The organism is Nitrospirillum viridazoti CBAmc (assembly GCF_000730165.1).
Classification (GTDB): Bacteria; Pseudomonadota; Alphaproteobacteria; order Azospirillales; family Azospirillaceae; genus Nitrospirillum; species Nitrospirillum viridazoti.
In genome coordinates this window covers 851,214-872,703 of sequence record NZ_CP022112.1, presented here as the reverse complement: position 1 = coordinate 872,703, position 21,490 = coordinate 851,214, and the positions used below count along the sequence as shown (strand labels likewise).

20 protein-coding genes are annotated in these 21,490 nt (G+C 67.4%); 10 read left to right on the top strand and 10 right to left on the bottom strand.

Features of this window, described 5'->3' with window-relative positions; translation table 11 throughout:
- Positions 1-7 precede the first annotated feature (7 nt).
- Both Y958_RS25655 and adh read right to left on the bottom strand, forming a co-directional pair.
- Positions 8-466, bottom strand: a complete 459-nt coding sequence (locus tag Y958_RS25655; RefSeq protein WP_088874728.1) for a DUF779 domain-containing protein — start codon at positions 464-466, stop codon at positions 8-10.
- Complete coding sequence (gene adh, locus Y958_RS25650) at positions 466-1,986, bottom strand: aldehyde dehydrogenase (protein WP_088874727.1); 1,521 nt, start codon at positions 1,984-1,986, stop codon at positions 466-468. The genes Y958_RS25655 and adh overlap by 1 nt, the downstream gene beginning before the upstream one ends.
- A 249-nt stretch (positions 1,987-2,235) precedes the next feature.
- On the opposite strand from adh, the gene Y958_RS25645 reads away from it, so the two are divergent.
- Positions 2,236-4,107, top strand: coding sequence for a sigma-54-dependent Fis family transcriptional regulator (locus Y958_RS25645; RefSeq protein WP_088874726.1), 1,872 nt, complete (start codon positions 2,236-2,238; stop codon positions 4,105-4,107).
- A 12-nt stretch (positions 4,108-4,119) separates the two neighbouring features.
- Here the strand turns inward: Y958_RS25645 and Y958_RS25640 are convergent, their stop codons facing one another.
- The 3 genes from Y958_RS25640 to Y958_RS25630 all read right to left on the bottom strand — a co-directional run bounded on the left by Y958_RS25640 (position 4,120) and on the right by Y958_RS25630 (position 8,370).
- Positions 4,120-5,349 carry an SGNH/GDSL hydrolase family protein gene (locus Y958_RS25640; protein WP_186291492.1) on the bottom strand — a complete coding sequence of 410 codons (1,230 nt, stop codon included), beginning with the start codon at positions 5,347-5,349 and terminating at the stop codon, positions 4,120-4,122.
- Positions 5,350-5,590: 241 nt separating this feature from the next.
- Positions 5,591-7,885 (bottom strand): xanthine dehydrogenase family protein molybdopterin-binding subunit, encoded by a 2,295-nt coding sequence (locus Y958_RS25635; RefSeq protein WP_186291491.1) that lies wholly within the window; start codon positions 7,883-7,885, stop codon positions 5,591-5,593.
- Entirely contained in the window at positions 7,885-8,370 is a 486-nt protein-coding gene (locus Y958_RS25630) for a (2Fe-2S)-binding protein (protein WP_040849484.1), read from the bottom strand. Before Y958_RS25630 ends, Y958_RS25635 begins: the two co-directional genes overlap by 1 nt.
- 288 nt (positions 8,371-8,658) lie before the next feature.
- On the opposite strand from Y958_RS25630, the gene Y958_RS25625 reads away from it, so the two are divergent.
- Positions 8,659-9,402, top strand: a complete 744-nt coding sequence (locus tag Y958_RS25625) for a hypothetical protein (protein ID WP_088874724.1) — start codon at positions 8,659-8,661, stop codon at positions 9,400-9,402.
- Positions 9,403-9,413: 11 nt separating this feature from the next.
- On the opposite strand, the gene Y958_RS25620 is transcribed toward Y958_RS25625, so the two are convergent.
- Both Y958_RS25620 and Y958_RS25615 read right to left on the bottom strand, forming a co-directional pair.
- Complete coding sequence (locus Y958_RS25620; protein WP_088874723.1) at positions 9,414-10,976, bottom strand: phage tail sheath family protein; 1,563 nt, start codon at positions 10,974-10,976, stop codon at positions 9,414-9,416.
- Positions 10,977-11,051: 75 nt separating this feature from the next.
- Entirely contained in the window at positions 11,052-11,969 is a 918-nt protein-coding gene (locus tag Y958_RS25615; RefSeq protein WP_088874722.1) for a LysR family transcriptional regulator ArgP, read from the bottom strand.
- 102 nt (positions 11,970-12,071) lie between these two features.
- On the opposite strand from Y958_RS25615, the gene Y958_RS25610 reads away from it, so the two are divergent.
- The 3 genes from Y958_RS25610 to Y958_RS25600 all read left to right on the top strand — a co-directional run bounded on the left by Y958_RS25610 (position 12,072) and on the right by Y958_RS25600 (position 13,545).
- Positions 12,072-12,683 (top strand): LysE/ArgO family amino acid transporter, encoded by a 612-nt coding sequence (locus Y958_RS25610; RefSeq protein ID WP_088874721.1) that lies wholly within the window; start codon positions 12,072-12,074, stop codon positions 12,681-12,683.
- Positions 12,684-12,834: 151 nt separating this feature from the next.
- The gene (locus tag Y958_RS25605) at positions 12,835-13,143 is read left to right on the top strand and encodes a hypothetical protein (protein WP_088874720.1); all 309 of its coding nucleotides are present in this window, start codon (positions 12,835-12,837) and stop codon (positions 13,141-13,143) included.
- A 162-nt stretch (positions 13,144-13,305) separates the two neighbouring features.
- The gene (locus tag Y958_RS25600) at positions 13,306-13,545 is read left to right on the top strand and encodes a DUF982 domain-containing protein (protein WP_145621848.1); all 240 of its coding nucleotides are present in this window, start codon (positions 13,306-13,308) and stop codon (positions 13,543-13,545) included.
- A 49-nt stretch (positions 13,546-13,594) separates the two neighbouring features.
- Here the strand turns inward: Y958_RS25600 and Y958_RS25595 are convergent, their stop codons facing one another.
- The 3 genes from Y958_RS25595 to Y958_RS25585 form a co-directional block, all read right to left on the bottom strand.
- A complete protein-coding gene (locus Y958_RS25595) occupies positions 13,595-14,125 on the bottom strand; it encodes a peroxiredoxin (protein ID WP_088874719.1) in 531 nt (176 codons plus the stop codon).
- 113 nt (positions 14,126-14,238) lie between these two features.
- Positions 14,239-15,270, bottom strand: a complete 1,032-nt coding sequence (locus Y958_RS25590; protein ID WP_088874718.1) for a threonine aldolase family protein — start codon at positions 15,268-15,270, stop codon at positions 14,239-14,241.
- Between the two features lie 224 nt (positions 15,271-15,494).
- Entirely contained in the window at positions 15,495-15,920 is a 426-nt protein-coding gene (locus Y958_RS25585; protein ID WP_145727613.1) for a hypothetical protein, read from the bottom strand.
- Here Y958_RS25585 and Y958_RS25580 point away from each other — a divergent pair.
- The 5 genes from Y958_RS25580 (at position 15,911) to hutG (ending at position 21,447) form a co-directional block, all read left to right on the top strand.
- Positions 15,911-17,068, top strand: a complete 1,158-nt coding sequence (locus Y958_RS25580) for an RluA family pseudouridine synthase (protein ID WP_244909603.1) — start codon at positions 15,911-15,913, stop codon at positions 17,066-17,068. The genes Y958_RS25585 and Y958_RS25580 overlap by 10 nt on opposite strands.
- Positions 17,069-17,212: 144 nt before the next feature.
- Complete coding sequence (rpoH, locus tag Y958_RS25575) at positions 17,213-18,094, top strand: RNA polymerase sigma factor RpoH (protein ID WP_004272279.1); 882 nt, start codon at positions 17,213-17,215, stop codon at positions 18,092-18,094.
- A 333-nt stretch (positions 18,095-18,427) separates the two neighbouring features.
- On the top strand, positions 18,428-19,783 hold the full coding sequence (locus tag Y958_RS25570) for a pentapeptide repeat-containing protein (RefSeq protein WP_088874716.1): 1,356 nt from the start codon (positions 18,428-18,430) through the stop codon (positions 19,781-19,783).
- 19 nt (positions 19,784-19,802) lie between these two features.
- Positions 19,803-20,156: a PilZ domain-containing protein gene (locus Y958_RS25565; protein ID WP_145727614.1), complete on the top strand. Its 354-nt coding sequence runs from the start codon at positions 19,803-19,805 to the stop codon at positions 20,154-20,156.
- Positions 20,157-20,637: 481 nt separating this feature from the next.
- Complete coding sequence (gene hutG / locus Y958_RS25560; protein WP_088874714.1) at positions 20,638-21,447, top strand: N-formylglutamate deformylase; 810 nt, start codon at positions 20,638-20,640, stop codon at positions 21,445-21,447.
- The last annotated feature ends 43 nt before the right edge of the window (positions 21,448-21,490 follow it).

The window sequence follows — 21,490 nt, the reverse complement described above, 5'->3', positions numbered from 1 at the left end:
GTGTTTTTTACGTTAGGGTGCAAAGCGCGTCGTCTATATTTAACGCTCTGTATTCCTCATCCGTAAACAGCCGCGACCGGGTGAGGAAACGCAGGCCCTCCGGCCCTTCCAGGGAGAACATGCCGCCCCGGCCGGGAACGACGTCTATGGTCAGGCGGGTGTGCTTCCAATACTCGAACTGGGCCTTGCCCATGTAGAAGGGCTGGCCGCCGATTTCGCCCAGCAGGACGTCGCCGTCGCCGGTCATGAACTCCCCACGCGGGTAGCACATGGGCGCGCTGCCATCGCAGCAGCCGCCGGACTGGTGGAACAGCAGGGGGCCGTGGCGGGCCTCCAGCCTTTGGATCAGCGCCAGCGCCTCCGGTGTCGCGTCGACCCTCAGCACGGCGGCCCGGACCACCGTTTCCGATGGTCCGGGATCCGTGGAGGCCTGGCTGTCCGGGTTGGGAATGGCCAGGCCGGTCATCAGAAGAAGCCCAGGGCGTTGGGGCTGTAGCTGACCAACTGGTTCTTGGTCTGCTGGTAATGGTCCAGCATCATGGCGTGGTTTTCCCGCCCGATGCCGGACTGCTTGTAGCCGCCGAAGGCTGCGTGCGCCGGGTACAGGTGGTAGCAGTTGGTCCACACCCGGCCCGCCTGGATTTCCCGGCCGAAGCGGTAGGCGCGGTTGATGTCGCGCGTCCACACGCCCGCACCCAGGCCATACAGCGTGTCGTTGGCGACGTGCAGGGCCTCCTCCTCGTCCTTGAAGGTGGTGACGGCCACGACCGGGCCGAAAATTTCCTCCTGGAAGATGCGCATGCGGTTGTTGCCCTGGAACACCGTGGGCTGGACGTAGAAGCCGCCGGCGAGGTCACCCGACAGTTCCGCCCGGTTGCCGCCGGCCAGCACCTTGGCGCCTTCTTTTTTGCCGATGTCGAGGTAAGAGAGGATCTTCTCCAGCTGCTCGCTGCTGGCCTGGGCGCCGATCATGGTGTCGCCGTCCAGCGGGTTGCCCTGCTTGATGGCCTGCACGCGGGCCAGCGCCTTGTCCATGAAGCGGCCGTACAGGCTTTCCTGGATCAGGGCGCGCGAGGGGCAGGTGCAGACCTCGCCCTGGTTCAGGGCGAACATGACGAAGCCCTCGATGGCCTTGTCCAGGAAGGCGTCGTCCTGGGCCGCCACGTCGTCGAAGAAGATGTTGGGCGACTTGCCGCCCAACTCCAGCGTCACGGGGATCAGGTTCTGTGAGGCGTACTGCATGATCAGCCGGCCGGTGGTGGTTTCTCCGGTGAAGGCGATCTTGGCGATGCGGGAACTGCTGGCCAGCGGCTTGCCGGCCTCGACACCGAAGCCGTTAACGACGTTGAGCACGCCCTTGGGTAACAGGTCCTGGATCAGTTCCACCAGCACCAGGATGCTGACCGGCGTCTGTTCCGCCGGCTTCAGCACCACGCAGTTGCCGGCGGCCAGGGCCGGGGCCAGCTTCCACGTCGCCATCAGGATGGGGAAGTTCCAGGGGATGATCTGGCCCACCACGCCCAGGGGCTCGTGGTAATGGTAGGCGATGGTGTTGTGGTCGATCTCCGAGATGCCGCTTTCTTGCGCGCGAATGGCGGCGGCGAAATAGCGGAAATGATCGGCGGCCAGGGGGATGTCGGCGGCGCGCGTCTCGCGGATGGGCTTGCCGTTGTCCCAGGTTTCCACCGTCGCCAGGGTTTCCAGGTTGTCGTCGATGCGCTGGGCGATCTTTTCCAGGACGCGGGCGCGGTCGGCGGCCGAGGTGCGGCCCCAGTCGCGTTTGGCGGCGTGCGCCGCGTCCAGCGCGCGCTCGATATCCTCCGCGTTCGACCGCGGTATCTCGCAAATGACCTGGCCGGTGATGGGGGTGGTGTTCTGGAAATACTCGCCGGACGCCGGCGGCACCCACTCACCGCCGATGAAATTGCCATAGCGGCTCTTGAACGAGACCGGGCTGCCATACTGTCCGGGGGCGATCTTGGCCATGTAACGTGTCCTCCAGCTTGTTTTGCGCCTCAGGCGGGCGGTTTGCGCTGGCTTACCAATGGCAAGGGCCGTGCCAACCGCGTTGATGATTTCAGGAATCCCGCCGGATCAAGCCCTTAATCCATGCCACTTAGGTCGGGTTGCGGGAGGCGCCGATCTGCCCCATGCTTTACCCCAAAGACCGGCGCCGGATGTGTCGCAATGCGCGACACGTCCGCGACACCTGTCGCGATTATCGGGAGGATCAGCATGGCGAACGCCCCGCAAAGTCTGGCGACCGCCCTGGCCATGGCGCGCGAGCGGTTGGGCGAGGCGGGCGGCCTGGAGGGGGCTCCCGTACCGCCCATCATCGCGCGGTCCTGGCGCCGCTGTGCCGATCGGGGCCTGCGCGCCGACCGGCCCGCACGCCAGGATCCGCTGTCACGCGCCGATCTGGCGGTGCTGCGCGAGCGTCACCATACCCTGATGCATCTTGCGACACCCGAGCTGGACACCCTGCACCAGGCCATGCGTGACCTGGGCGGCATGGTGCTTCTGACCAACGATCGGGGCCTGATCCTGGATGCGCGCGGCGACGCCGGCTTTGTCCGCCGCGCCCGCCGCGTCTCCCTCCAGCCCGGCGCCGGCTGGGGGGAGGATGACGAGGGCACCAACGCCGTGGGTACCGCCTTGGCGGAACGCGCCCTGGTCCAGGTGCGGGGGGCGGAGCATTACCTGACCGACAATGCCTTTCTCATCTGCACCGCCATGCCGGTGATGGACCCCTATGGCGCGCTGGCCGGTGTCATCGACCTGTCGGGCGACACGCGCGCGGCCCGGTCGGATAGCCAGGGCACCAGCGCCAGAAGCCTGGCCAGCCTGGCGGTGGCCCACCTGGAACATCGTTGGGCGGCGCAAGCGGCGGAGGGGCACGAGCTGGTGGTGCGCCTGCACGCCCATCCCGGCTGGCTGGGCACGCCGCAGGAAGGCCTGCTGGCGGTGGACGATGGCGTGGTGCGTGCAGCCAACCCGGCGGCGCTGGCCCTGTTGGGCCTGGACGCCGCCGCCATCGGCCGCGTGCGGCTGGAGAGCGTGCTGGATGGCGGCCTGGCGCGGGGCGACCGTATCCTGCGCACTGCCGACAGCGGCCGCCCGCTGCATGCCCGCATCACCACGCCAGGCAAGAGCCGCCCCGCGATACGCCGCCCGGCCCATGCCAAGGACCTGTCCCCGCCGGCGACCGCCCCGGACGGCATGCTGTGGGATGCCGGCACCCGGCCGCTGCTGGAGCGCGCCATCCGGGCGCTGGACGCCAGCATCCCCGTGCTGCTGCAGGGGGAGACGGGAACGGGCAAGGAGGTGTTCGTGCGCGCGGCCCATGCCGCCTGTGGGCGGGCGCAGGCGCCCCTGGTGGCGGTCAACTGCGCCGCCATTCCGGAAGGCCTGCTGGAATCCGAGCTGTTCGGGTACGAGGATGGTGCCTTCACCGGCGCCCGGCGGGGCGGCCATCGCGGCCAGATCCGCCAGGCCGACGGCGGCATCCTGTTCCTGGATGAGATCGGCGACATGCCGCCGGCCCTGCAGGCCCGCCTGCTGCGCGTGCTGCAGGATGGGGAGGTGACGCCCGTGGGCGGCCGCCCGGTGAAGGTGGATTTCCTGCTGGTCACCGCCACCCACCGCGACTTGGCGGCCTGCGTGGCCGAGGGCACCTTCCGCGCCGACCTCTATTACCGGCTGAAGCACCTGGTGGTGACCCTGCCGCCCCTGCGCGAGCGGTCGTTGGACGGCATCATCGACGCCCTGATGGCCAGCTTTGGCACCGCCGAGCGGGGCATCCGTCTGGCCCCCGCCGCCCGCGACCGCCTGCGCCGCCATGACTGGCCCGGCAACCTGCGCGAACTGGCCAACCTGCTGCGCACCCTGGTGGCCCTGTCGCCGCCGGGGACCCTGATCGCCCCGGCCGACCTGCCGCCGGACCTGGCGCCCGCAGCACAGACCGGCGCCCCGGCGCCCAGCCTCAAAGCGCGGGAGGATGACGCCATCCGCCAGGTACTGGAGCGCCACCGTGGCAACATCAGCGCCGCCGCCCGGGAACTGGGCGTGCACCGCAGCACCCTGCACCGGCGAATGCGGCCGGATTGATCCTGGTGTTGGTCAGGGAGATATGACCGCCAGCGCCGTCTCCGCCATGGCGTGATACCCGGCATCGGACGGATGCAGGTGGTCACCGCAGTCATAGTCGGCGCGGATGCGGTCGGGGTGGGCTGGGTCGCGCACGGCGGCGTCGAAATCGATCACGTCGTCAAAGGCACCGCTGGTGCGGATCCAGGTGTTGATCTTTTGCCGCATCGCGTCCTTTTCCGGTGTGGCGTAGCCGGGGAAGGTGGCGCCGATGGCCGGCGTAAGGGTGGCGCCATGCACCTTCAGGTGCCGCGCCCGCGCCCGCTCGATCAGCTGGCGGTAGCCGGCGATGATGTCCTCCGCCGTCACCACCGGGTGCGTGGCGCTGGTCCGCAAGGTCGGCAGGCCGCTCAGGCCCAAATCGTTGATGCCCTCCAGCAGGACGATGTCGGTCACGCCTGGGACAGCCAGCGCATCGCGGTCGAACCGGGCCAGGGCTGACGGGCCGACCTCACCGCGCAGAACCCGGTTGCCGCCGATGCCGGCGTTGGCGATACCGATATCGCGCCGGCCCTTGGCGCGCAGCAAGGCGGCCAACTGGTCCGGCCAGCCCCGCATCAGCCTATCCTTGGCACCGAAGCCGTCGGTAATGGAATCGCCGAACGCGACGATGGTGCGCGCCTGTGCGCCGGAATGGACCAGCAGGGCGGACACAATCTCCCGCGCGTCCTCGCCCCGCGCGCCGTCCAGCGTGACGGCCTCCGTCCGGTCGTCGCCGGGCAGGATGTCGGTGTGATGGTTGTTGTCCGCCTGCGGCACGGTGACCGGCTGGGGCAGATGCAGGCTCACCACCAGCACCGCGCCGGCATCGACCGGCAGGTCGAGCGGATCGCTCAGCAGCGGTGCGCCCGCCGGCACACGGGCCGTGCGGGCGCCATCGAAGGTCCGGGTGCGAAAGGCGCTCGGCGCCACATGCCCTTGGGCATCGGCCACCGCGACGGTGGCATGGTCGACCACCAGGTCCTGCGGTAGGGTCTCGGCCGACAGCCGGACGCGTACCTGGTCACCCCCGGCGCTGATCCGCAGGGTGTAACGCACCGTGCCTTGCGCCTCCGGCGCCGGCTTCCAGAACGGCAGGGGCAGCTTTTCGGTGGCCAGAGAGGGACTGGACGCCCAGGTGGTTATCCAGGCGCCGGTATCGGATGCCCCGGCCGGGCCGCATAGGCCCGTAACCAAGCCAACCGCGAGAAGCGCGGAAAGCATCGGGTGTCGCCGCATGGATGTGATCCCCCCTTATCAATCGTTTATTGGCGGCGACTTGGACGGCGCGGTCACTACGCCTATCCTGCCGTCGCAGTTAATAGATGTTGCGTATAACTTTTATAGCGCGCGGCCGCCTGAAACAAGAGTGAATTGCAACCGATTGCAGAAACCCGTGGGCGCCCCGCGCCGGTGGTCAGGCGTCGCTTTAGACTGGGCAGAAGGGCGCCTGGCGGGGCTTTCCTCACGCCCGCAACTGATCCCGGATGGGCAGGCTGCGGATGCGTTTGCCGGTGGCGGCGAACACGGCGTTCAGCAGGGCGGGGGCGATGGGGGGGACGCCGGGTTCGCCCACGCCGCCCAGGGGCGCGTCGTACTTGGGCGCCGGCATAAGGTGGACGCGGATGTCCTTGGGCGCCGCCTCGATGCGGGTGACTTGATAGGTGTCGAAGTTGTCCTGCTGCACCTGGCCGGCCTTGAAGCTGATCTCGCCCAGCGTGGCCAAGCTGACGCCCTGGGTCACCGCCCCCTCCAGCTGCGCCCGCACCCGGTCGGGGTTGATGACGGGGCCGCAATCGAAGGCGATGTCGACGCGGGGGATGGTCAGCTTGCCCTGGGCGTCGACATCCACCTGCACGACGGCGGCGGCATAGCTGGCGAAGCTGCGGTGGGCGGCGATGCCCCGGCCCTGGCCCTTGGGCAGGGGCTTGCCCCAGCCGGCTTCCCTGGCCGCCCGCTCCACCACGCCGCGCAGACGGCCGGTGTCATAGGCATACGCCACCGGGTCTTCGTTGTAGTTCCAGCTGTCCGACAGGTCGGCCGGGTTGATCTGCCGGGCCGGGCCGATCAGGTCCAGCAGGAAATCCTTGGGGTCGCGTCCCGCCGCCTCCGCCAGTTCGGCGACGAAGCTCTGCACCGCGAAGGCGTGCGGGATGTTGGAGACGCTGCGGAACCAGCCGATGCGGGTGTGGCTCTCCGCCTCCGGGTTCTCCACCCGCAGGTTGGGCACGATCCAGGGCGTGTTGACGGCGCCCATGCCCAGTTCCGAGGCGCCCTCATGCTTCACGCCGGCGGTGAAGGTGGCACCGATGGACGGGGCCACGGTGCGGTGCAGCCAGGCCACCGGCTTGCCCTTGGCGTCCAGTCCGCCCTCCAGCCGCTCCACCGACACGGTGTGCAGGAAGCCGTGGTGCAAGTCGTCGGTGCGGGTGAAGGTCAGCTTTACCGGCCGGCCATCCATGGCGCGGGACAGCAGGGCCGCCTCCGCGATGTAATCCGGCTTGGACTTGCGACCGAAGCCGCCGCCCACCAGGGTCTGGTGGACCGTCACGTTCTCCGGCGGGATGCTCAGCACCTTGGCCACCGTCTCGCGCGTCGTCTGCGGCGCCTGGGTGCTGCCCCAAATCTCGCACTTGTCGCCCGTCACCTGGGCGGCGGCGGCCGGCGGTTCCATGGGCGCCTGGGCCAGGTGGGGGATGTAGTATTCCGCCGTGACATGCTTGGCCGCCGACTTGAGCGCGCCGTCCACGTCACCCACGTTCCGCACCACCTGGCCGGGGGCGCGGGCCGCCGCCTCCAGCTCCGCCCGGTAGGCGGCGCTGTCATAGCTGGCGTTGGGCCCATCCTCCCAGGTGACCTTCAGCTTCTCGCGGCCCTTCAGCGCGGCCCAGGTGTTCTCCGCCACCACGGCCAGGCCGCCCTTGGGTAGGAAGCCGGAGGGCAGGGGCGCGGTGTTCAGCACCACGACCTTCAGCACGCCCGGCACCTGCAGCGCCTCATCCACGTTGTAGTGGCCCAGCTTGCCGCCATGCACCGGCGGGCGGGCGACCACGGCGTACAGCATATTGTCCCGCCGCACGTCGATGCCGTAGGTGGCGCGGCCGGTGGTGATGTCGAAGCCGTCGACCAGGCCAACGTCGCCCCGGCCGATGTAGCGGAACTTGGCCGGGTCCTTGAACACCAGCGTCTCGCGCGCCGGCACGGGCAGCGCGGCAGCGGCCGCCGCCACCTCGCCGAAGCCCAGGCGCCGGCCGCTGGCGGCGTGCACCAGGCTGTGGTGATCCACCGTCACCTCCGCCACCGGCACGCCCCACTGGGACGCTGCGGCCTGGGCCAGCATCTGGCGCGCGGCGGCGCCGATGCGGCGCAGGGCCTGGAAGTGGTGGCGCATGCTGCGTGAGCCGTCGGTGTTCTGGTTGCCGTAGCGCGCCTCATCACCCGGCGCCTGGTCCACCTTCACCTTGGCCCAGTCGGCATCCATCTCATCGGCGATGACCATGGCCCAGCTGGTGCGCACGCCCTGGCCCATCTCCGCCCGATGGCAAAGGATGGTGAGGGTGCCGTCGGCGGCCAGGGCCACGAACAGGCGTGGGTCATCCTTCACCCCGCCCGGCATGGCGTCGCCGCCATACTTCTTGGGCGCATCCTCTGCCAGGGCGCCGGGGCCGACCGCAAGGCCGAGCCCGCCGGCCAGGATGAAGGTGCCGGCGCCCAGGCCCATCAGGGCGGCGCGGCGGCTGAGGTTGGTGATGCCGCTCATCACTTCGCACTCCCGCTGCTGGCCGTCTTGCGGTGCACCTCGCCGGCCGCGCGCTTGATGGCGGCGCGGATGCGGGGGTAGGTCGCGCAGCGGCAGATGTTGCCGCTCATGGCGTCGTCGATGGCTTCGTCGCTGGGGTGGGGCGTATCCTTCAGCAGGGCCGCCGCCGACATGATCTGCCCGGCCTGGCAATAGCCGCACTGGGCCACGTTCAGTTCCCGCCATGCCACCTGCACCGGGTGCATGCCGTCGGGCGACAGGCCTTCGATGGTGGTGACGGCCACGCCGGACAGGTCGCCCAGAGTCGTCTGGCAGCTGCGGATGGGGGCGCCGTCGGCATGCACGGTGCAGGCGCCGCACAGCGCCTCGCCACAGCCGAACTTGGTGCCGGTCAGGCCCTGGACATCGCGCAAATACCACAGCAGGGGCATCTCGGGATCGCCCTCGAAACGCTGCGCCTGTCCGTTCAGCGTGAACGTGATCATGTCAACTGCCCATTCTTGTCGTGCCGGGCCTTCACCGTTGCGGCGGTGAACAACCGGCGCCCATTCTGCCACCGGTCCCGAAAGAGGGGAACCGTTCTCGGACGCCGCGGTGGTGCGGCCCAATGGCATCCTATGAGCGAAACCGGAATACGCAACAAGATCAGGGTCGTCGTCAGCGCTTCCCCCGGGTGGCATACAGCTTCGGCGCGCATGAGTTGGGGCAGTTGATCCGGCTAGGGTGTGGCCTCCCGCGGGCTCCCCCAGGCCCGTCTCCGACAGGGTTTCCCCATGCCGCTCATTTCCAACTGCACCTTCGCCAATCCCCAGGGCGCCCAGATTCCGGCGGAGCCGGCGCCGACCGCCGCCCCGCCCCTGGCCCCCATGCAGGGGGATCATGTTTTCGGTGACGTCGTCGGCGTCGTCCGCAACGCGTTGTCCGACATCTTCGGCGGCGGCGCTGTCTGGCCGACCCGCATGGCCAACTACAGCGGCATGCTGGCCGAGGTGTGGAACGGCCTGTCGTCGATCGACCTCGGCCATGCCAACACCGGGGCCCCCGTTGTCACCCGCAGCGGCCTGCCGGAACAGGACCAGCACGCCCACATGTTCGGCGGCTACGCCAGCCGGCTGCGCTGGCACCTGGCGGAGGTGGTGTGCGCCGGCCACGCCCATGGCGGGGAGGAACGGCGTATCGGCGGCGTCACCACCCGTTGGCGGGGGGAGGTGCTGCACGCCCTGGATGACGTGCTGCGGCACCTGGTGGACGAAACGGCGCTGCTGGCTTACATCCGTGCCCCCAACGCCACCCGCCAAGCCGCCCCCGGCATCATCGTCCACCGGGCCATCCCGCTGGACGAGGCCATCACCCTGGCGGGCCGGACCGCCGGCCCGGGCCAGGCGCAGGTGCAGGCCATCCTCAACCGCTATCAAAGCCTGTCCGGCCTGCTGGACGGTTTGATGCGCCGTTTCGAGGGGCCGGTGAAACGTCTGGATCCCAACACCAACGGCTGGACGGTGCTGCCGACGGCCTGACCCGGAACAGGTCAGCCGATGTCCTGCATTTTTTGGGTGAAGGTCAGTTCGATGAACTCCGCCGGATGGACCATTTGCAGGGTGACGGAGACGATCATGTAGCCGTTCAGGATGTCTTGCGCGGTCATAGTCGACCCCAGCCCGCATTGGACGCTGAAGGCGTCGCTGGCCTTATCGCCCAACAGGCCGCCCTGGCTCCACAGCCCCGTCAAGAAGTTGGAGATCATGGCCGTGACGGTGACCCAGGTTTGGCGATCATTCTGCGCAAAAACAAACTGCTGCAGGGCGATCTTGATGGATTGCTCAATGTAGATCAGGGTGCGGCGCACCTGGATATAGCGATAGTCGTTGCTGTTGCCGTCCAGGGTGCGGGCGCCCCATACCAGGGTGCCGCGATTGACGAAGGCGCGCAGGATGTTGATGGCGTTGCCGTTCAGCGGGACGTTGTAGTCCCCCTGCTGCGCGTCGTTCAGAAGCACCGTGGGCGCTGTCACGCCGACCAGCGCCGTATTGGCGGGTGCGTTCCAGACGCCACGATTGGTATCGTTCTGCGTCCAGATGCCGGCCATGATGCCGCTGGGCGGCGTCACATTCAGCTTCTGCGCCACGATGCCTTCGATCGTGCCCAGCAGGGGCAGGGCACTCAGCAGGGTCTGGTTGGTGGCGCTGATCTGGCTGGCGCTGGGCGCCGGGACGGGGGGAGTTTCGGGGAAGGCTGTCGCCAGTTGTGTCTGGACCTCGGCCAGTTTGGCGCCGGTGTAGAGGGTCGACGCCTCTTGGCCCAGCAGACCCCGTATCAGGGCGGCGCTGCCCTGCAGGCGGGTGTAGTCGACCTCACCCGCTGTGACCAGGCTGGTCCGCAGCGCCGGCGCGTAGGCGGCGCCATAGCTGAAGGCATCCGGGGCCGGGGCGATGGCGGCGTAGAAAGCGTCGCGCTGGGCGGCCAGGCCGTTGGCGCTCCAGCTTGCCGGATCAACGGCGCCCGGCAGGTCCAGTATGGCCATACGGTCCTGCAGGGTGGCCGCCTGCGTCAGCATGGCCGTCACCACCGCCCCATAATCGGTGCCGGACAGCAGGCAGGCGTCCGGCATCACGGTCATGGTCGACCCCGCCTGCGTGCCGGCGCCCTGCAAGCCGGCGAGCAGGGTGTCCTTGGAGACCCCGCCTTGGCCGTAATCCGCGACCGACACGACATAGCAGTTGCCGCCGCCATTGGCATAGAAGGCCTGGATGGCCAGGTACAGATTGAAACGCGGGCCGCTGGGGCTGACCGCGTAGTAAGCGCTTTCCTGGCCATTCGGCGGTGTCGCCTGGAAATCGGCCGCGCCCGCGGCCGCCGGCGCCACCTCGAACGGCTGGGAATAGGCGCCACCGAAATAAGTGGTGTAGTCCGCGAGGGAACTGACCGGCACGGCCTGAAGGTGGAGCGGCTTTTGGCTTGCGGGGTCGCTGGCCCGCTCGGTGTAGCCGACGAAGATGGGAACGGCCGTCTGCACCCCGACGATGCTGGGCGGAAAGGCCGAAAGCTCCGTGATGTAGACGCCGGGCGTGGCGCGATTGATCGGGTTGGGCACGGGCGGTATTCCCCTGGGTGGTGCGTTGCCGGCAGTATGCCCGTCAGCCAACACACGCCCAAGGCGAATATCATCTCAGGTTGGCGATACCAGTTCGCGTTTGGCGGTAGCCACCACGCGCCGGCTGAGGTCGGCAAGCTGATCGGCGGCCAAACGGCTCACCTGCCAGAACAGGGGTACGTCCAGGACGGTGCCGGGCACCAGTTCCACCAGCCGGCCCGCATCCAGATGGCCGCGCACCAGCTGGGCGGGGTTCATGCCCCAGCCCATCCCGGCCAGGGCGCCGTCAACGAAGCCCTGCGTCGACGGCAGCCAGTGGGTGGGCAAGTGGGTGGGATGCACGACATCGCGGCTCAGCGTCCGCCGAATCCAGTCATGCTGTAGCCGATCCTTCTGGTTGAAGGTCAGCGCCGGCGCCTGGGCCAGCGCCTCTGGTGTCACCCCGCCCGGGAAATGGCGCGCCATGAAGTCGGGGCTGGCCGTGGCGTGATAGCGCAAGGCGCCCAAGGGGGTGACGCGGCAGCCTTGTATGGGCTTTTCCAGTGAGGTCACCGCCGCCAGCACCCGGCCACGCCGCAACCAGTCAGCCGTGTGGTCCTGGTCGTCGATGATGATATTCAGCAGATGGTCGCAGCCTTGGGTGAAGGCAGAGGCCGCCGCCAGGAACCAGGTGCCCAGGCTGTCGGCGTTGGCGGCGACGGCCAGGGTCACGCGCGGCACCGGTGCTGCCGGGTCGACCAGGCCCGGCAGATGAGCCGTCAGTTCCCGTTCCAGCAGGCCGACGTGGTCCATGTGGCGGCATAGCCACTCGCCCTTTTCCGTGGCGGTGCAGGGACTGCCCCGCTCGACCAGCACGGCGCCCAGCCGCTCCTCCAGCTGTTTCACGCGCTGGGACACGGCGGAGGGGGTGACGTTCAGCGCGGCGGCGGCCTTCTCGAAGCTGCCGGTCTGGACCACCAGCGCCACGGCACGCGCCGCCGGGTAATCAATCATGGATAAGTTTCGCTAAGTTCGGATTAGGTGAATTAATTAGCCTAATCCTGAGGCGGCGCCTACCACAAGGCCCAGTCACCTCCTGGGATTCGCCTTACCGCCATGAATGTCTCGGTTTACATCGCGGGCCTGAGCATGGGGCTCAGCCTCATCGTCGCCATCGGTGCGCAGAACGCCTTCCTGTTGCGCCAGGGCCTGCGCGGCCAGCACGTCTTCGCCGTGTGCCTGGCCTGCGCCCTGTCCGATGCCGTCCTCATCGGCATTGGCGTGACCGGCTTCGGCACTGCCGCCGCCTGGCTGCCCTGGCTGGACCCGGTCATGCGCTATGCCGGCGCCGCCTTCCTGGCCTGGTACGGGGCCAAAAGCCTATGGTCGGCCTGGCGCTCCACCGGCGCGCTGACGGCAGGCCCCAGGGCGGAGGGGCAGGGCTTGGGCCGGACCCTGCTGGCTTGCCTGGCCATCACCTGGCTGAACCCGCATGTCTACCTGGATACGGTGGTCTTGCTGGGCACCATCTCCACCCAGTTCGACGGCTTCCAAGCGTCCTTCGCCGCCGGCGCCATCACCGGTTCCTTCCTGTTCTTCTTCTCGCTGGGCTTTGGCGCGACCAAGCTGCGCCCCATCTTCGCCCGCCCCGCCGCCTGGCGGCTGCTGGAGGGCGTCATCGCGCTGGTGATGTGGGGCATCGCGTTCAGTCTGGTCACGGGCAGGTGAGTACACTGGCTTTTCGGTTTAGGCAGTTGGCAAAGCCAGTCGGTTGATTCATCTGATCTTGTTAGTGCATTCATGGTTATATATATGCTATGCTCGAAGTTATCGAATTCTGAAAAGTGAAAACTTTATTTTTAATATAAGTAGGGATGGAATGAGAATTCTGAAGATTTTCCTGGCAGCTTTAGTTGTTTTTTTTCCCATCAACGCTTTCGCTTACACGGAATGCACCGTCAATGTCGTGCGCATTTGGATTGGGAGCGGCGACTTATATATTCACTATGCGCAAGGAGCAGCGGTCATTCCGTCCAGCAATACGGATAGGGACGCGTTGCTGGCCTTGGCTACCACGGCATTTACCGCTGGCCGTTCCATCACCATACGTTTTCAGGCCGATGGCGTGGTCTGCACCTCCGCAGGCGCGCGCTCGGACGTTTGGGGCATTTACCTTAACCCTACCTGATCCGGAAAACGGCATAAGAGGCCTTTCTCATGTCGTTTGGGGGCGTCATCGCGCTGGTGATGTGGGGCATCGCGTTCAGGCTAGTAACGGGCGGATGACGTCCGGCGGGAACCCGGCCGCCGCTGCCTCGTTGTATGGTCCAACAGCTGGAGGAGGCCGCTCTTGCGTACCCTGACACCGATCGATGTGTGGGAAGCCCCGTCCGTCCGCCGGACCATCACAACGGTGGACGAGGCTTCCAACTGGCTGATCTACCGTTGGCCGGAAGCCCACCTCAACGATCCCGCCCGCCAGGCCGCCACCGCCGCGTGCCTGGCGGCCCTGGACGGGTCGGGCGAGGCGGAGGCCGCTCGCGCGGCCTTCGTCACCGCCGCTGAGACCGCGCATATCCTGGCGGATTGATCTCAAGGTGATTCCAGCGGCCCGTGCGGCCGCTGGAATCGGCCCGTGCTTACTTAGTGTGCAGCGCCTTGACCGCGTCCAGCATCAGCTGCACGTGCTGGTCGGGGTTGTTGTCCGTGTAGCTGGCGACGACCTTGCCGTCCTGGCCGATGACGTAGGAGGTGCGGTTGGAGATGGCGGAATTGCCCTGGCTCTTGGCGTCATACTCGGCGGCGATCTTGGCATCGGGATCGGCGGCCACCATGAACTTGTCCCGGCATTCGACGGAGGAGAACTCGGCCACGCGATCGATGTTGCCGGCGGTCACGCCCACCACGGTGGCGCCGTATTGCTTGAACGTCTCCGTCGCCTCGGCGAATTCGTGCGCCTCCACGGTGCAGCCCTTGGTGAAGGCGGCGGGGAAGAAGTAGAGCACCACCGGCCCCTTCTTCAGCGCGTCGGTCAGCGAGAAGGTCGAAGTCTTGCCGCCCAGGGCCCCCTGGGCGGTGAAGGCCGGGGCCGGGGCGCCGTTGGGCAGGGCCGCCCAGGCCGGGACCGTGACCGCCAGCGAGAGGGCGGCGGCGAGAACGATGGTGCGCATGGGATCTCCACAGAGTTTGTCGGGGTGCGTCTGCCCCGGTTCACGGCCCAGACCCTACGTCATTGCGGGCGTGGGCGCGGGGCGGTCTTTTGCCTCAGGCGCGCTTTGGCCGCTCACGCGATTCCCGCCAGCCCCCGCGCGGCGGCGGCGAAGGCATCCACATGCGCCGGGTCGGTGTTCCAGGCGGTCACCAGGCGGATGCAGGCGCCATCCCAGCGGTAGAAGTGGAAGCCGGCGGCCTCCAGGCCAGCGATCATCGGCTCCGGCATCACGGCGAAGACCTCGTTGGCCTGTACCGGGCTGCGCAGGCCGACGCCGGGCAGGGCGTCCAGGCCCTGGGCCAGGCGCGTCGCCATCGCATTGGCGTGGGTGGCCAGGCGCAGCCACAGGCCGTCCGTCAGGTAGGCGTCCAACTGTGCCGACAGGAAGCGCATCTTGGAGAACAAATGGCCGGCCCGCTTGCGGCGATAGGCGAAGTTGTCGGCCAGGGCCTTGTCGAAGAAGATCACCGCCTCCGCCGCCAGGGCGCCGTTCTTGGTGGCACCGAAGGACAGCACGTCCACGCCGGCGCGCCAGGTGATGTCGGCCGGGGCGCAGGCCAGGCTGGCCACGGCGTTGGCGAAGCGGGCCCCGTCCATGTGGACGCGCAGCTTGTGCGCCCGCGCCACCTCCGTCAGGGCCATGACCTCGTCGGGGGTGTAGACCGTGCCGGACTCCGTCGCCTGAGTCAGGGTCAGCGCAGCCGGCTGCACATGGTGGACGACGCCGGCGCCGCCCTTGTCCAAGGCGGCCTTCAGCGCCATCGCGTCCAGCTTGCCATGGGGGCCCGCCAGTGGGACCAGCTTGGCGCCGCCGGACATCAGCTCCGGCGCGCCGCACTCATCCACCTCCACATGGGCCTCGTCATGGCAATAGACGGCGCCGTAAGGCGGGGTCAGCACCGACAGGGCCAGCGCGTTGGCGGCGGTGCCGGTGGCGACGGGGAAAACGGTGACGTCGCACTCGAACAATTCGGCCAGGTCCCGGGTCACCCGCGCCGTCAGCGGGTCGCCGCCGTAAGAGGGCTGCGCGCCCTCATTGGCCGCGGCCAGGGCCGCCAGGATCTCCGGGGCCGCGCCCACCACATTGTCGCTCATGAAGTTCATGGGGGACCGTCTCGCCTATTGCTGGATGTCGGGTGATGATCGGGGCCGGCGCGCACGAAGAGGAAGCAAAAAAGTATGGAAGAGCCTAATGCTGCCGTGCATCGCTGAAATATTGGGCAGTCACCCCCGGCCCTCATTCCAGCGCCGGCTTCCTGACAGGGGCCATTAAATCTCTGTCATGTAGGGCGATTACGCTGGTGGGCGGCCGGCCGGTGTGACCGTAATCACGGCGTCCGGGGAACCTGCGGGCGCATCGTCTGGTTGGGTTCAGGCACCCCACCTGTGGAAGATGGGGTGCCCGATGAAGTGGTTCCAGCAACGACCGCGATCTGGATCTTTCCGGTACTGGGCTCCAGCAGGACGATCTGCTGGGCACCGCCGGGAAGGGCGACCTGGACGGCCAAGCGGCTGCCCACGCTGGTCATGGCTTCGATGCGGCTGCCTTCCGGCAGTTTCAGCAGGGGGGCCAGGGCCTCGGGCGGCAGGGCCGAAGGGGTAGTGGCACCTGATGCCGCCGTATCGGCGTGGCGGCCGAAGGCGCGGGGGTGGTTCGGGTCGGTGGCACGCCGCCAGACCTCCACCCCGATGAAGGTGAAACCGGCGACGATCAGTACGCCCATGATGACGAGGAAGGTCTTTATTGTCCGCACTTGCTTCAACCATCTGTGCCGCCTCGGGCCAGCCTGCCGACCCTGCCGTCGCGCGTTTCAGCGCCATGGCGGGTGAGGGCGGGGCTGACCGCCTGGACCTTGGCGCCCCGGTGGTGGATGGCGCGGAGGATGAGGAACTGGAGGGCGAGGAGGCGGGTTGCGCCCTTATCGCTGTCACCATCCCCGACACCGCGGCCCGCGACCGGTTGGACAAGGCCCTGGCCCAGCTGGTGCCGGAGGCCGCCGGCCTCACCCGCTCGCGCTTGCAAGCGCTGATCGGGGAGGGGCGCGTGGCCTTGGGTCAGCCGGGCGGCCAGACCATAGACGACGCCTCATACCGGGTCAAACCCGGCCAGGTGTTCCAGATTGCCGTGCCGGCGCCGGAGCCGGCCGTGCCGGTGGCGCAGGACATCCCGCTGACCATCGTCTTCGAGGACGATGACCTGCTGGTGATCGACAAGCCCGCCGGGATGGTGGTGCATCCCGCCGCCGGCAACCCGGACGGCACGCTGGTGAATGCTCTGCTGTTCCACTGTGGGGAACGGCTGTCCGGCATCGGCGGCGTGCGCCGGCCGGGCATCGTCCACCGGCTGGACAAGGATACCAGCGGCTTGATGGTGGTGGCCAAGACCGACCGGGCCCATGCCGGCCTGTCCGCTCAGTTCGCCGACCGCACCCTGTCGCGCACCTACCACGCCGTCGTCTGGGGCTCACCGGCGACGGGCGAGGGGGAAATCGAGGGCAACATCGGCCGCCATCCGACGGATCGCAAGCGCATGGCCGTGGTAAGCAAGGGCGGCAAGCCGGCGCTGACCCGCTGGCGCACGCTGGCCCGCTACGGCCTGCTGGCCGCCCATGTGGAATGCAAGCTGGCCACGGGCCGTACGCACCAGATCCGGGTGCACATGGCCCAGATCGGCCATCCGTTGGTGGGCGATCCGCTGTATGGCAAGGCTCGCCCCACCGGCGCCCTGGGCGCCCGGCTGAAGGAGGCGACGCCGGACGCGCAGGCCCAACTTCTCGGTTTTCGTCGCCAAGCGTTGCATGCGAAGGACATCGCCTTCCGTCACCCGGTCAGCGGTGACATGGTGGCCTTCACCAGCGACCTGCCCGCCGATCTTGCAGGGCTGATCTTTAGTTTAGAATGATTTTAAAGTGTGGTCGGATACGAGTCAGAGGCGTATACTGATCAATGTGTCACCCCAACCCCGTCCGGGGGGCTCCATTTGAGCATCCGGTACGGGGGGACCGCCCGATCCCCGGGGGTCCTTAACCGTGAAAGGTTGTTGACCATGGCCACCTTGCCCGCCATCCCCGCCGTCAGTTCGGAATCGAGCCTGTCGCGGTATCTTCAGGAAATCCGCCGCTTCCCCATGCTGGAGCCGGAGAAGGAGTTCATGCTGGCCAAGCGCTGGCAGGAACATGAGGACGGCATTGCCGCCCACCAGCTGGTGACCAGCCATTTGCGCTTGGTGGCCAAGATCGCCATGGGCTACCGCGGCTACGGCCTGCCGCTGTCCGAGCTGATCTCCGAAGGCAACGTCGGCATGATGCAGGCGGTGAAGCGCTTCGACCCCGATCGCGGCTTCCGCCTGGCCACCTACGCCATGTGGTGGATCCGCGCCGCCATCCAGGAATACATCCTGCACAGCTGGAGCCTGGTGAAGATGGGTACGACGGCCGCGCAGAAGAAACTGTTCTTCAACCTGCGCAAGCTGAAGGGCCAGATGCAGGCCATCGAGGACGGCGACCTGTCGCCGGAGACGGTGACCGCCATCGCCACCAAGCTGGACGTGCCGGAACAGGACGTCGTGTCCATGAACCGCCGCCTGGGCAGCCCCGACCATAGCCTGAACGCGCCCCTGCGCGTGGATGGCGAGGGCGAGTGGCAGGATTGGCTGGTGGATGAGACGGAAAGCCAGGAAATCCGCCTGGCCGACCGGGAAGAGCTGGGCAAGCGTAAGGCCCTGCTGGCCGGCGCCATGAAGGGCCTGAACGACCGTGAGCGCCGTATCCTGGCGGAGCGTCGCCTGCGCGACGACCCGACGACGCTGGAGGACCTGTCCCAGGAGTTCGGCATCAGCCGCGAACGTGTGCGCCAGATCGAGGTGCGGGCGTTCGAAAAGCTTCAGAAGGCCGTGAAGAACGCGGCGCTGGAGACCCATTTGGCCTAATTCTGGACGTGAGTGCGCCTGACCGGACGACAACGCCACGGCGGGTGCCTTACGCGCAAGAGCACAGTTCAAGGGCAAGTGGCAGTTGGACGGGACGGCGGGACCCTCGGGTTCCGCCGTTGCCTTTTGCGGCACAGGTCAGGACAGCTCTATTTAAAGGAGATGAGCTCCCGTCACAATCCATCAGAAAGCAAAATTCAAAATGTTCTTTTGATTTTTCCGCTGATTTTTTAGGCCTCTGCGGGAGAAACTTTGTCTTGATGACCTTTTATTAACGAAGGACCGCTATCACATAGGCTCCCGCGGTGATGAACCTTAAAGCCTGAGACCCATATGAGCCCCAGGGCCGACGTTGACAGTCTCGATATCGGTTACCGGCGCCTCTCGGCCGCGGAGATCGAGCAAGCCCTGACCTTGCATCTGCGCTACCTCCAGGGGCAACGGGGCGGGGCGCGGGCCAGCCTGAAGTTCTGCGACCTGTCCAACGCCGTACTGCGCGGCCGGATGTTGGCCGGCGCCGACCTGACCGGCGCGCGGCTTAGCGATGCCGACCTGTCAGAGGCCGATTTGCGCTCCGCCTGCCTGTTCGGGGCGGACCTGCGCCGCGCCACGCTGGAGCGCACCAACCTGACCCGGGCCGATCTACGCGGTGCCGCCTTCCGTGGGGCCAGCATGCAGCGGGTTGTGATGGTGGAGGCCGACCTGCGCGATGGTCATCTGATGCGCAGCAAGGACGGCGAGCTGACGCCCAATGTGCAGGGCAATCCTTCGGCCGAGCTGGCGGAGGCGTCCATGACCAAGGCCGACCTCAGCCACGCCAAGCTGTCCAACGCCTTCGTCGTCCAGACCGATCTGCGCGACACCGACCTGCGCGGCGCCATCTTCGTCAGGGCGGACCTCAGCGGCTCCGACCTCACCGGCTGTAATTTGGAAGGCGCGGACCTGTCGGAGGCCAATCTCAGCGGCACCAAGCTGGATGGCGCCGTGCTGACCCGCGCCCTGCTGCGCAGCGCCAATCTGTCCAAGGCCAGTCTGCTGGGCGCCCTGCTGGACGATGTCGACCTCTCCATGGCCAACCTGACGGGCGCCGACCTGGTGCGCCGCCTGGACGATATCGAGGGCACCATCGGCGAGACGTTGCGTCAGCACCGCCTGTGGATATTGAGCAATGGCGGCAAGGGCAGGCGCGCGGACCTGTCGGCCATCGACCTCAGCGGCCAGGATCTGTCCAACCTGAACCTGTCGGCTGCCATCCTCAGGCAGACAACGCTGAAGGGCGCCAACCTCAGCGGCACAGTGCTGGCCATGGCCGATCTGTCCATGGCCGACCTGCGCGGTGCGGAGCTTGCCGGCGCCGATCTGCGCGGCGCCTGCCTGGAGCGGGCGACGCTGAACGAGGCGAACCTGGCCAATGCCGTAGCCTGCCCCATGGATTTGCGCAACGGCCATGAATGGCCCACCAATTTCAGCAAGGCGCGCATGGTGCGGGTGAATCTGGCGGGCGCGGACCTGACCATGGCCCGCTTGGAAGATGGTGACCTGAGCCAGGGGAACCTGCGCAATGCCGTCCTGGCCGGCGCCTGCCTGACCGACGCGACCCTGACCATGGCCGATCTGCGCGGGGCCGACATCCGCAACGCCGACTTCCGCGGCGCCAAGAATTTTTCCGCTGAAGCCTTGGCCGTCTAATCCGGGTAGGATGGCGCCCATGACGGATGAGACGCCTCCCTCCGCAGTGGACCGCCGCCAGGCCACCCGCCTGTCCGGCGACGCGTACCCGTTGCGGGTGGACCGCCATCAGGCTCGCCTGGTCGACTGGTCTGCCAAGGGCATCGGCCTACAGTTGCACGGCGGGGTGGAGGATATTGCCCCAGGCCAGGCCCTGACCGTCAGCATCCATAGCGAGGTGACCAACGGCGTCGCCCTGTTCCCCATCATCGTCCGACGGGTGGATGTGGAACGGCGGATTATCGGCGCGGGCTTCCTAGCCGACGCCGAGGACGCGTCCGACTTCCTGGCCTGCCTGCTGGCAGTGTCGAGCGCCCCCGATCAGACGGCCTGACCACTTCGCGCCCCGTTTTGCACAGGCGTCGCCATCCGATTGGCAGGCCTATTCCCTTGTGCTGAGGCGGGCGGCGCTCCGTTGGCGGTTCTGAAATTTCAGATAGCCAATGACATACAGGACGTCATGCTGATCCATCATTGGCCAAACATCGCAAGGGAATCAGACAGCCAGATCCAGCGTTTTGGCAGGGCGTAGCAGGGCTGCGAGGCTCTATACCGGCGAGCTAACTGACAGGTCAGATGGCGTAGTAGGCCTTTACGCGGCATCACTCCGCCGCTAGGATGGCGCCCGTTGTGCCGCCATTGCCATCGAGATCAGTCGTTTCGGGGCCAAAACACCCCTCAGCGATATGCTCTGACCGGCGAAGCAGGAAGGAGGAATGTCAAATGAGGCCCGCCGTTCCACACGTCGTCGTCGGCCATGATCTGACTGCCTACGGCGCCCCGCACCATGGTCTGAACCTGTCCGTGGTTGGCAAATGACGGCGCCAATCTTCACTTTCCGCGAAGGAACGGCACCGCTGCTGATCTCCTTTCCCCATGTGGGCATCCAGGTGCCGGGGGACATAGCGTCCCGCCTGGTGCCGGAGGCCCACGGCCTGCTCGACACCGACTGGCATGTTGATCTGCTGTATGACTTCGCGGGCGAGCTTGGCGCTTCTACCCTGGTGGCCGGCTACAGCCGCTATGTCGTGGACCTGAACCGCCCGGTCAATGACGCCAACCTCTATCCGGGCCAGGCCGGCACCGGCCTGATCCCGGATGTGATGTTCGACGGCACGCCCTTGTATTTGCCGGGGCAAGGGCCCGACGATACTGAAAAAGCCGTCCGCGTGGACACCTATTGGCAGCCTTACCACGCTCAATTGAGGGCGGAGTTGGCCCGGCTGAAGGCCCGGCACGGCTACGCCCTGTTGTGGGACGCGCATTCCATCGCGGCGGAGGTGCCGCGCCTGTTCGACGGCCGGCTGCCCGACCTGAACCTGGGCAGCAACGCCGGCGCCTCCTGCGCCGGCGGTTTCGCCGACGCGGTGTTCCGGGTAGCCCAGGCCAGCGGCTACAGCGCGGTGCTGAACGGCCGCTTCAAGGGCGGGCACATCACCCGCCACTACGGCCAACCGGCGGCGCATGTCCACGCCCTGCAGTTGGAGCTGTCGCAGGACACCCATTTGGCCCCCGGCCTGGTGCCGGCGCTGGATGAAGGGCGCTGTTCCCGCCTGCGTCCGGTGCTGCGCCAGATGATCGCAACCTTCCTGTCCTCAGCGGCGGCGCATTACGCCGCCGGCTGAAGACGAGCCTATAGTCTGTTGATTTTTCGGGAGTTCCCGTGTC

Excerpts from the sequence above, each read along its gene's own strand:
- Y958_RS25655 (WP_088874728.1), bottom strand. The coding sequence starts at position 466 with ATGACCGGCCTGGCCATTCCCAACCCGGACAGCCAGGCCTCCACGGAT.
- adh (WP_088874727.1), bottom strand. The coding sequence starts at position 1,986 with ATGGCCAAGATCGCCCCCGGACAGTATGGCAGCCCGGTCTCGTTCAAG.
- Y958_RS25645 (WP_088874726.1), top strand. The coding sequence starts at position 2,236 with ATGGCGAACGCCCCGCAAAGTCTGGCGACCGCCCTGGCCATGGCGCGC.
- Y958_RS25640 (WP_186291492.1), bottom strand. The coding sequence starts at position 5,349 with ATGCTTTCCGCGCTTCTCGCGGTTGGCTTGGTTACGGGCCTATGCGGC.
- Y958_RS25635 (WP_186291491.1), bottom strand. The coding sequence starts at position 7,885 with ATGAGCGGCATCACCAACCTCAGCCGCCGCGCCGCCCTGATGGGCCTG.
- Y958_RS25630 (WP_040849484.1), bottom strand. The coding sequence starts at position 8,370 with ATGATCACGTTCACGCTGAACGGACAGGCGCAGCGTTTCGAGGGCGAT.
- Y958_RS25625 (WP_088874724.1), top strand. The coding sequence starts at position 8,659 with ATGCCGCTCATTTCCAACTGCACCTTCGCCAATCCCCAGGGCGCCCAG.
- Y958_RS25615 (WP_088874722.1), bottom strand. The coding sequence starts at position 11,969 with ATGATTGATTACCCGGCGGCGCGTGCCGTGGCGCTGGTGGTCCAGACC.
- Y958_RS25610 (WP_088874721.1), top strand. The coding sequence starts at position 12,072 with ATGAATGTCTCGGTTTACATCGCGGGCCTGAGCATGGGGCTCAGCCTC.
- Y958_RS25605 (WP_088874720.1), top strand. The coding sequence starts at position 12,835 with ATGAGAATTCTGAAGATTTTCCTGGCAGCTTTAGTTGTTTTTTTTCCC.
- Y958_RS25595 (WP_088874719.1), bottom strand. The coding sequence starts at position 14,125 with ATGCGCACCATCGTTCTCGCCGCCGCCCTCTCGCTGGCGGTCACGGTC.
- Y958_RS25590 (WP_088874718.1), bottom strand. The coding sequence starts at position 15,270 with ATGAACTTCATGAGCGACAATGTGGTGGGCGCGGCCCCGGAGATCCTG.
- rpoH (WP_004272279.1), top strand. The coding sequence starts at position 17,213 with ATGGCCACCTTGCCCGCCATCCCCGCCGTCAGTTCGGAATCGAGCCTG.
- Y958_RS25570 (WP_088874716.1), top strand. The coding sequence starts at position 18,428 with ATGAGCCCCAGGGCCGACGTTGACAGTCTCGATATCGGTTACCGGCGC.
- Y958_RS25565 (WP_145727614.1), top strand. The coding sequence starts at position 19,803 with ATGACGGATGAGACGCCTCCCTCCGCAGTGGACCGCCGCCAGGCCACC.
- hutG (WP_088874714.1), top strand. The coding sequence starts at position 20,638 with ATGACGGCGCCAATCTTCACTTTCCGCGAAGGAACGGCACCGCTGCTG.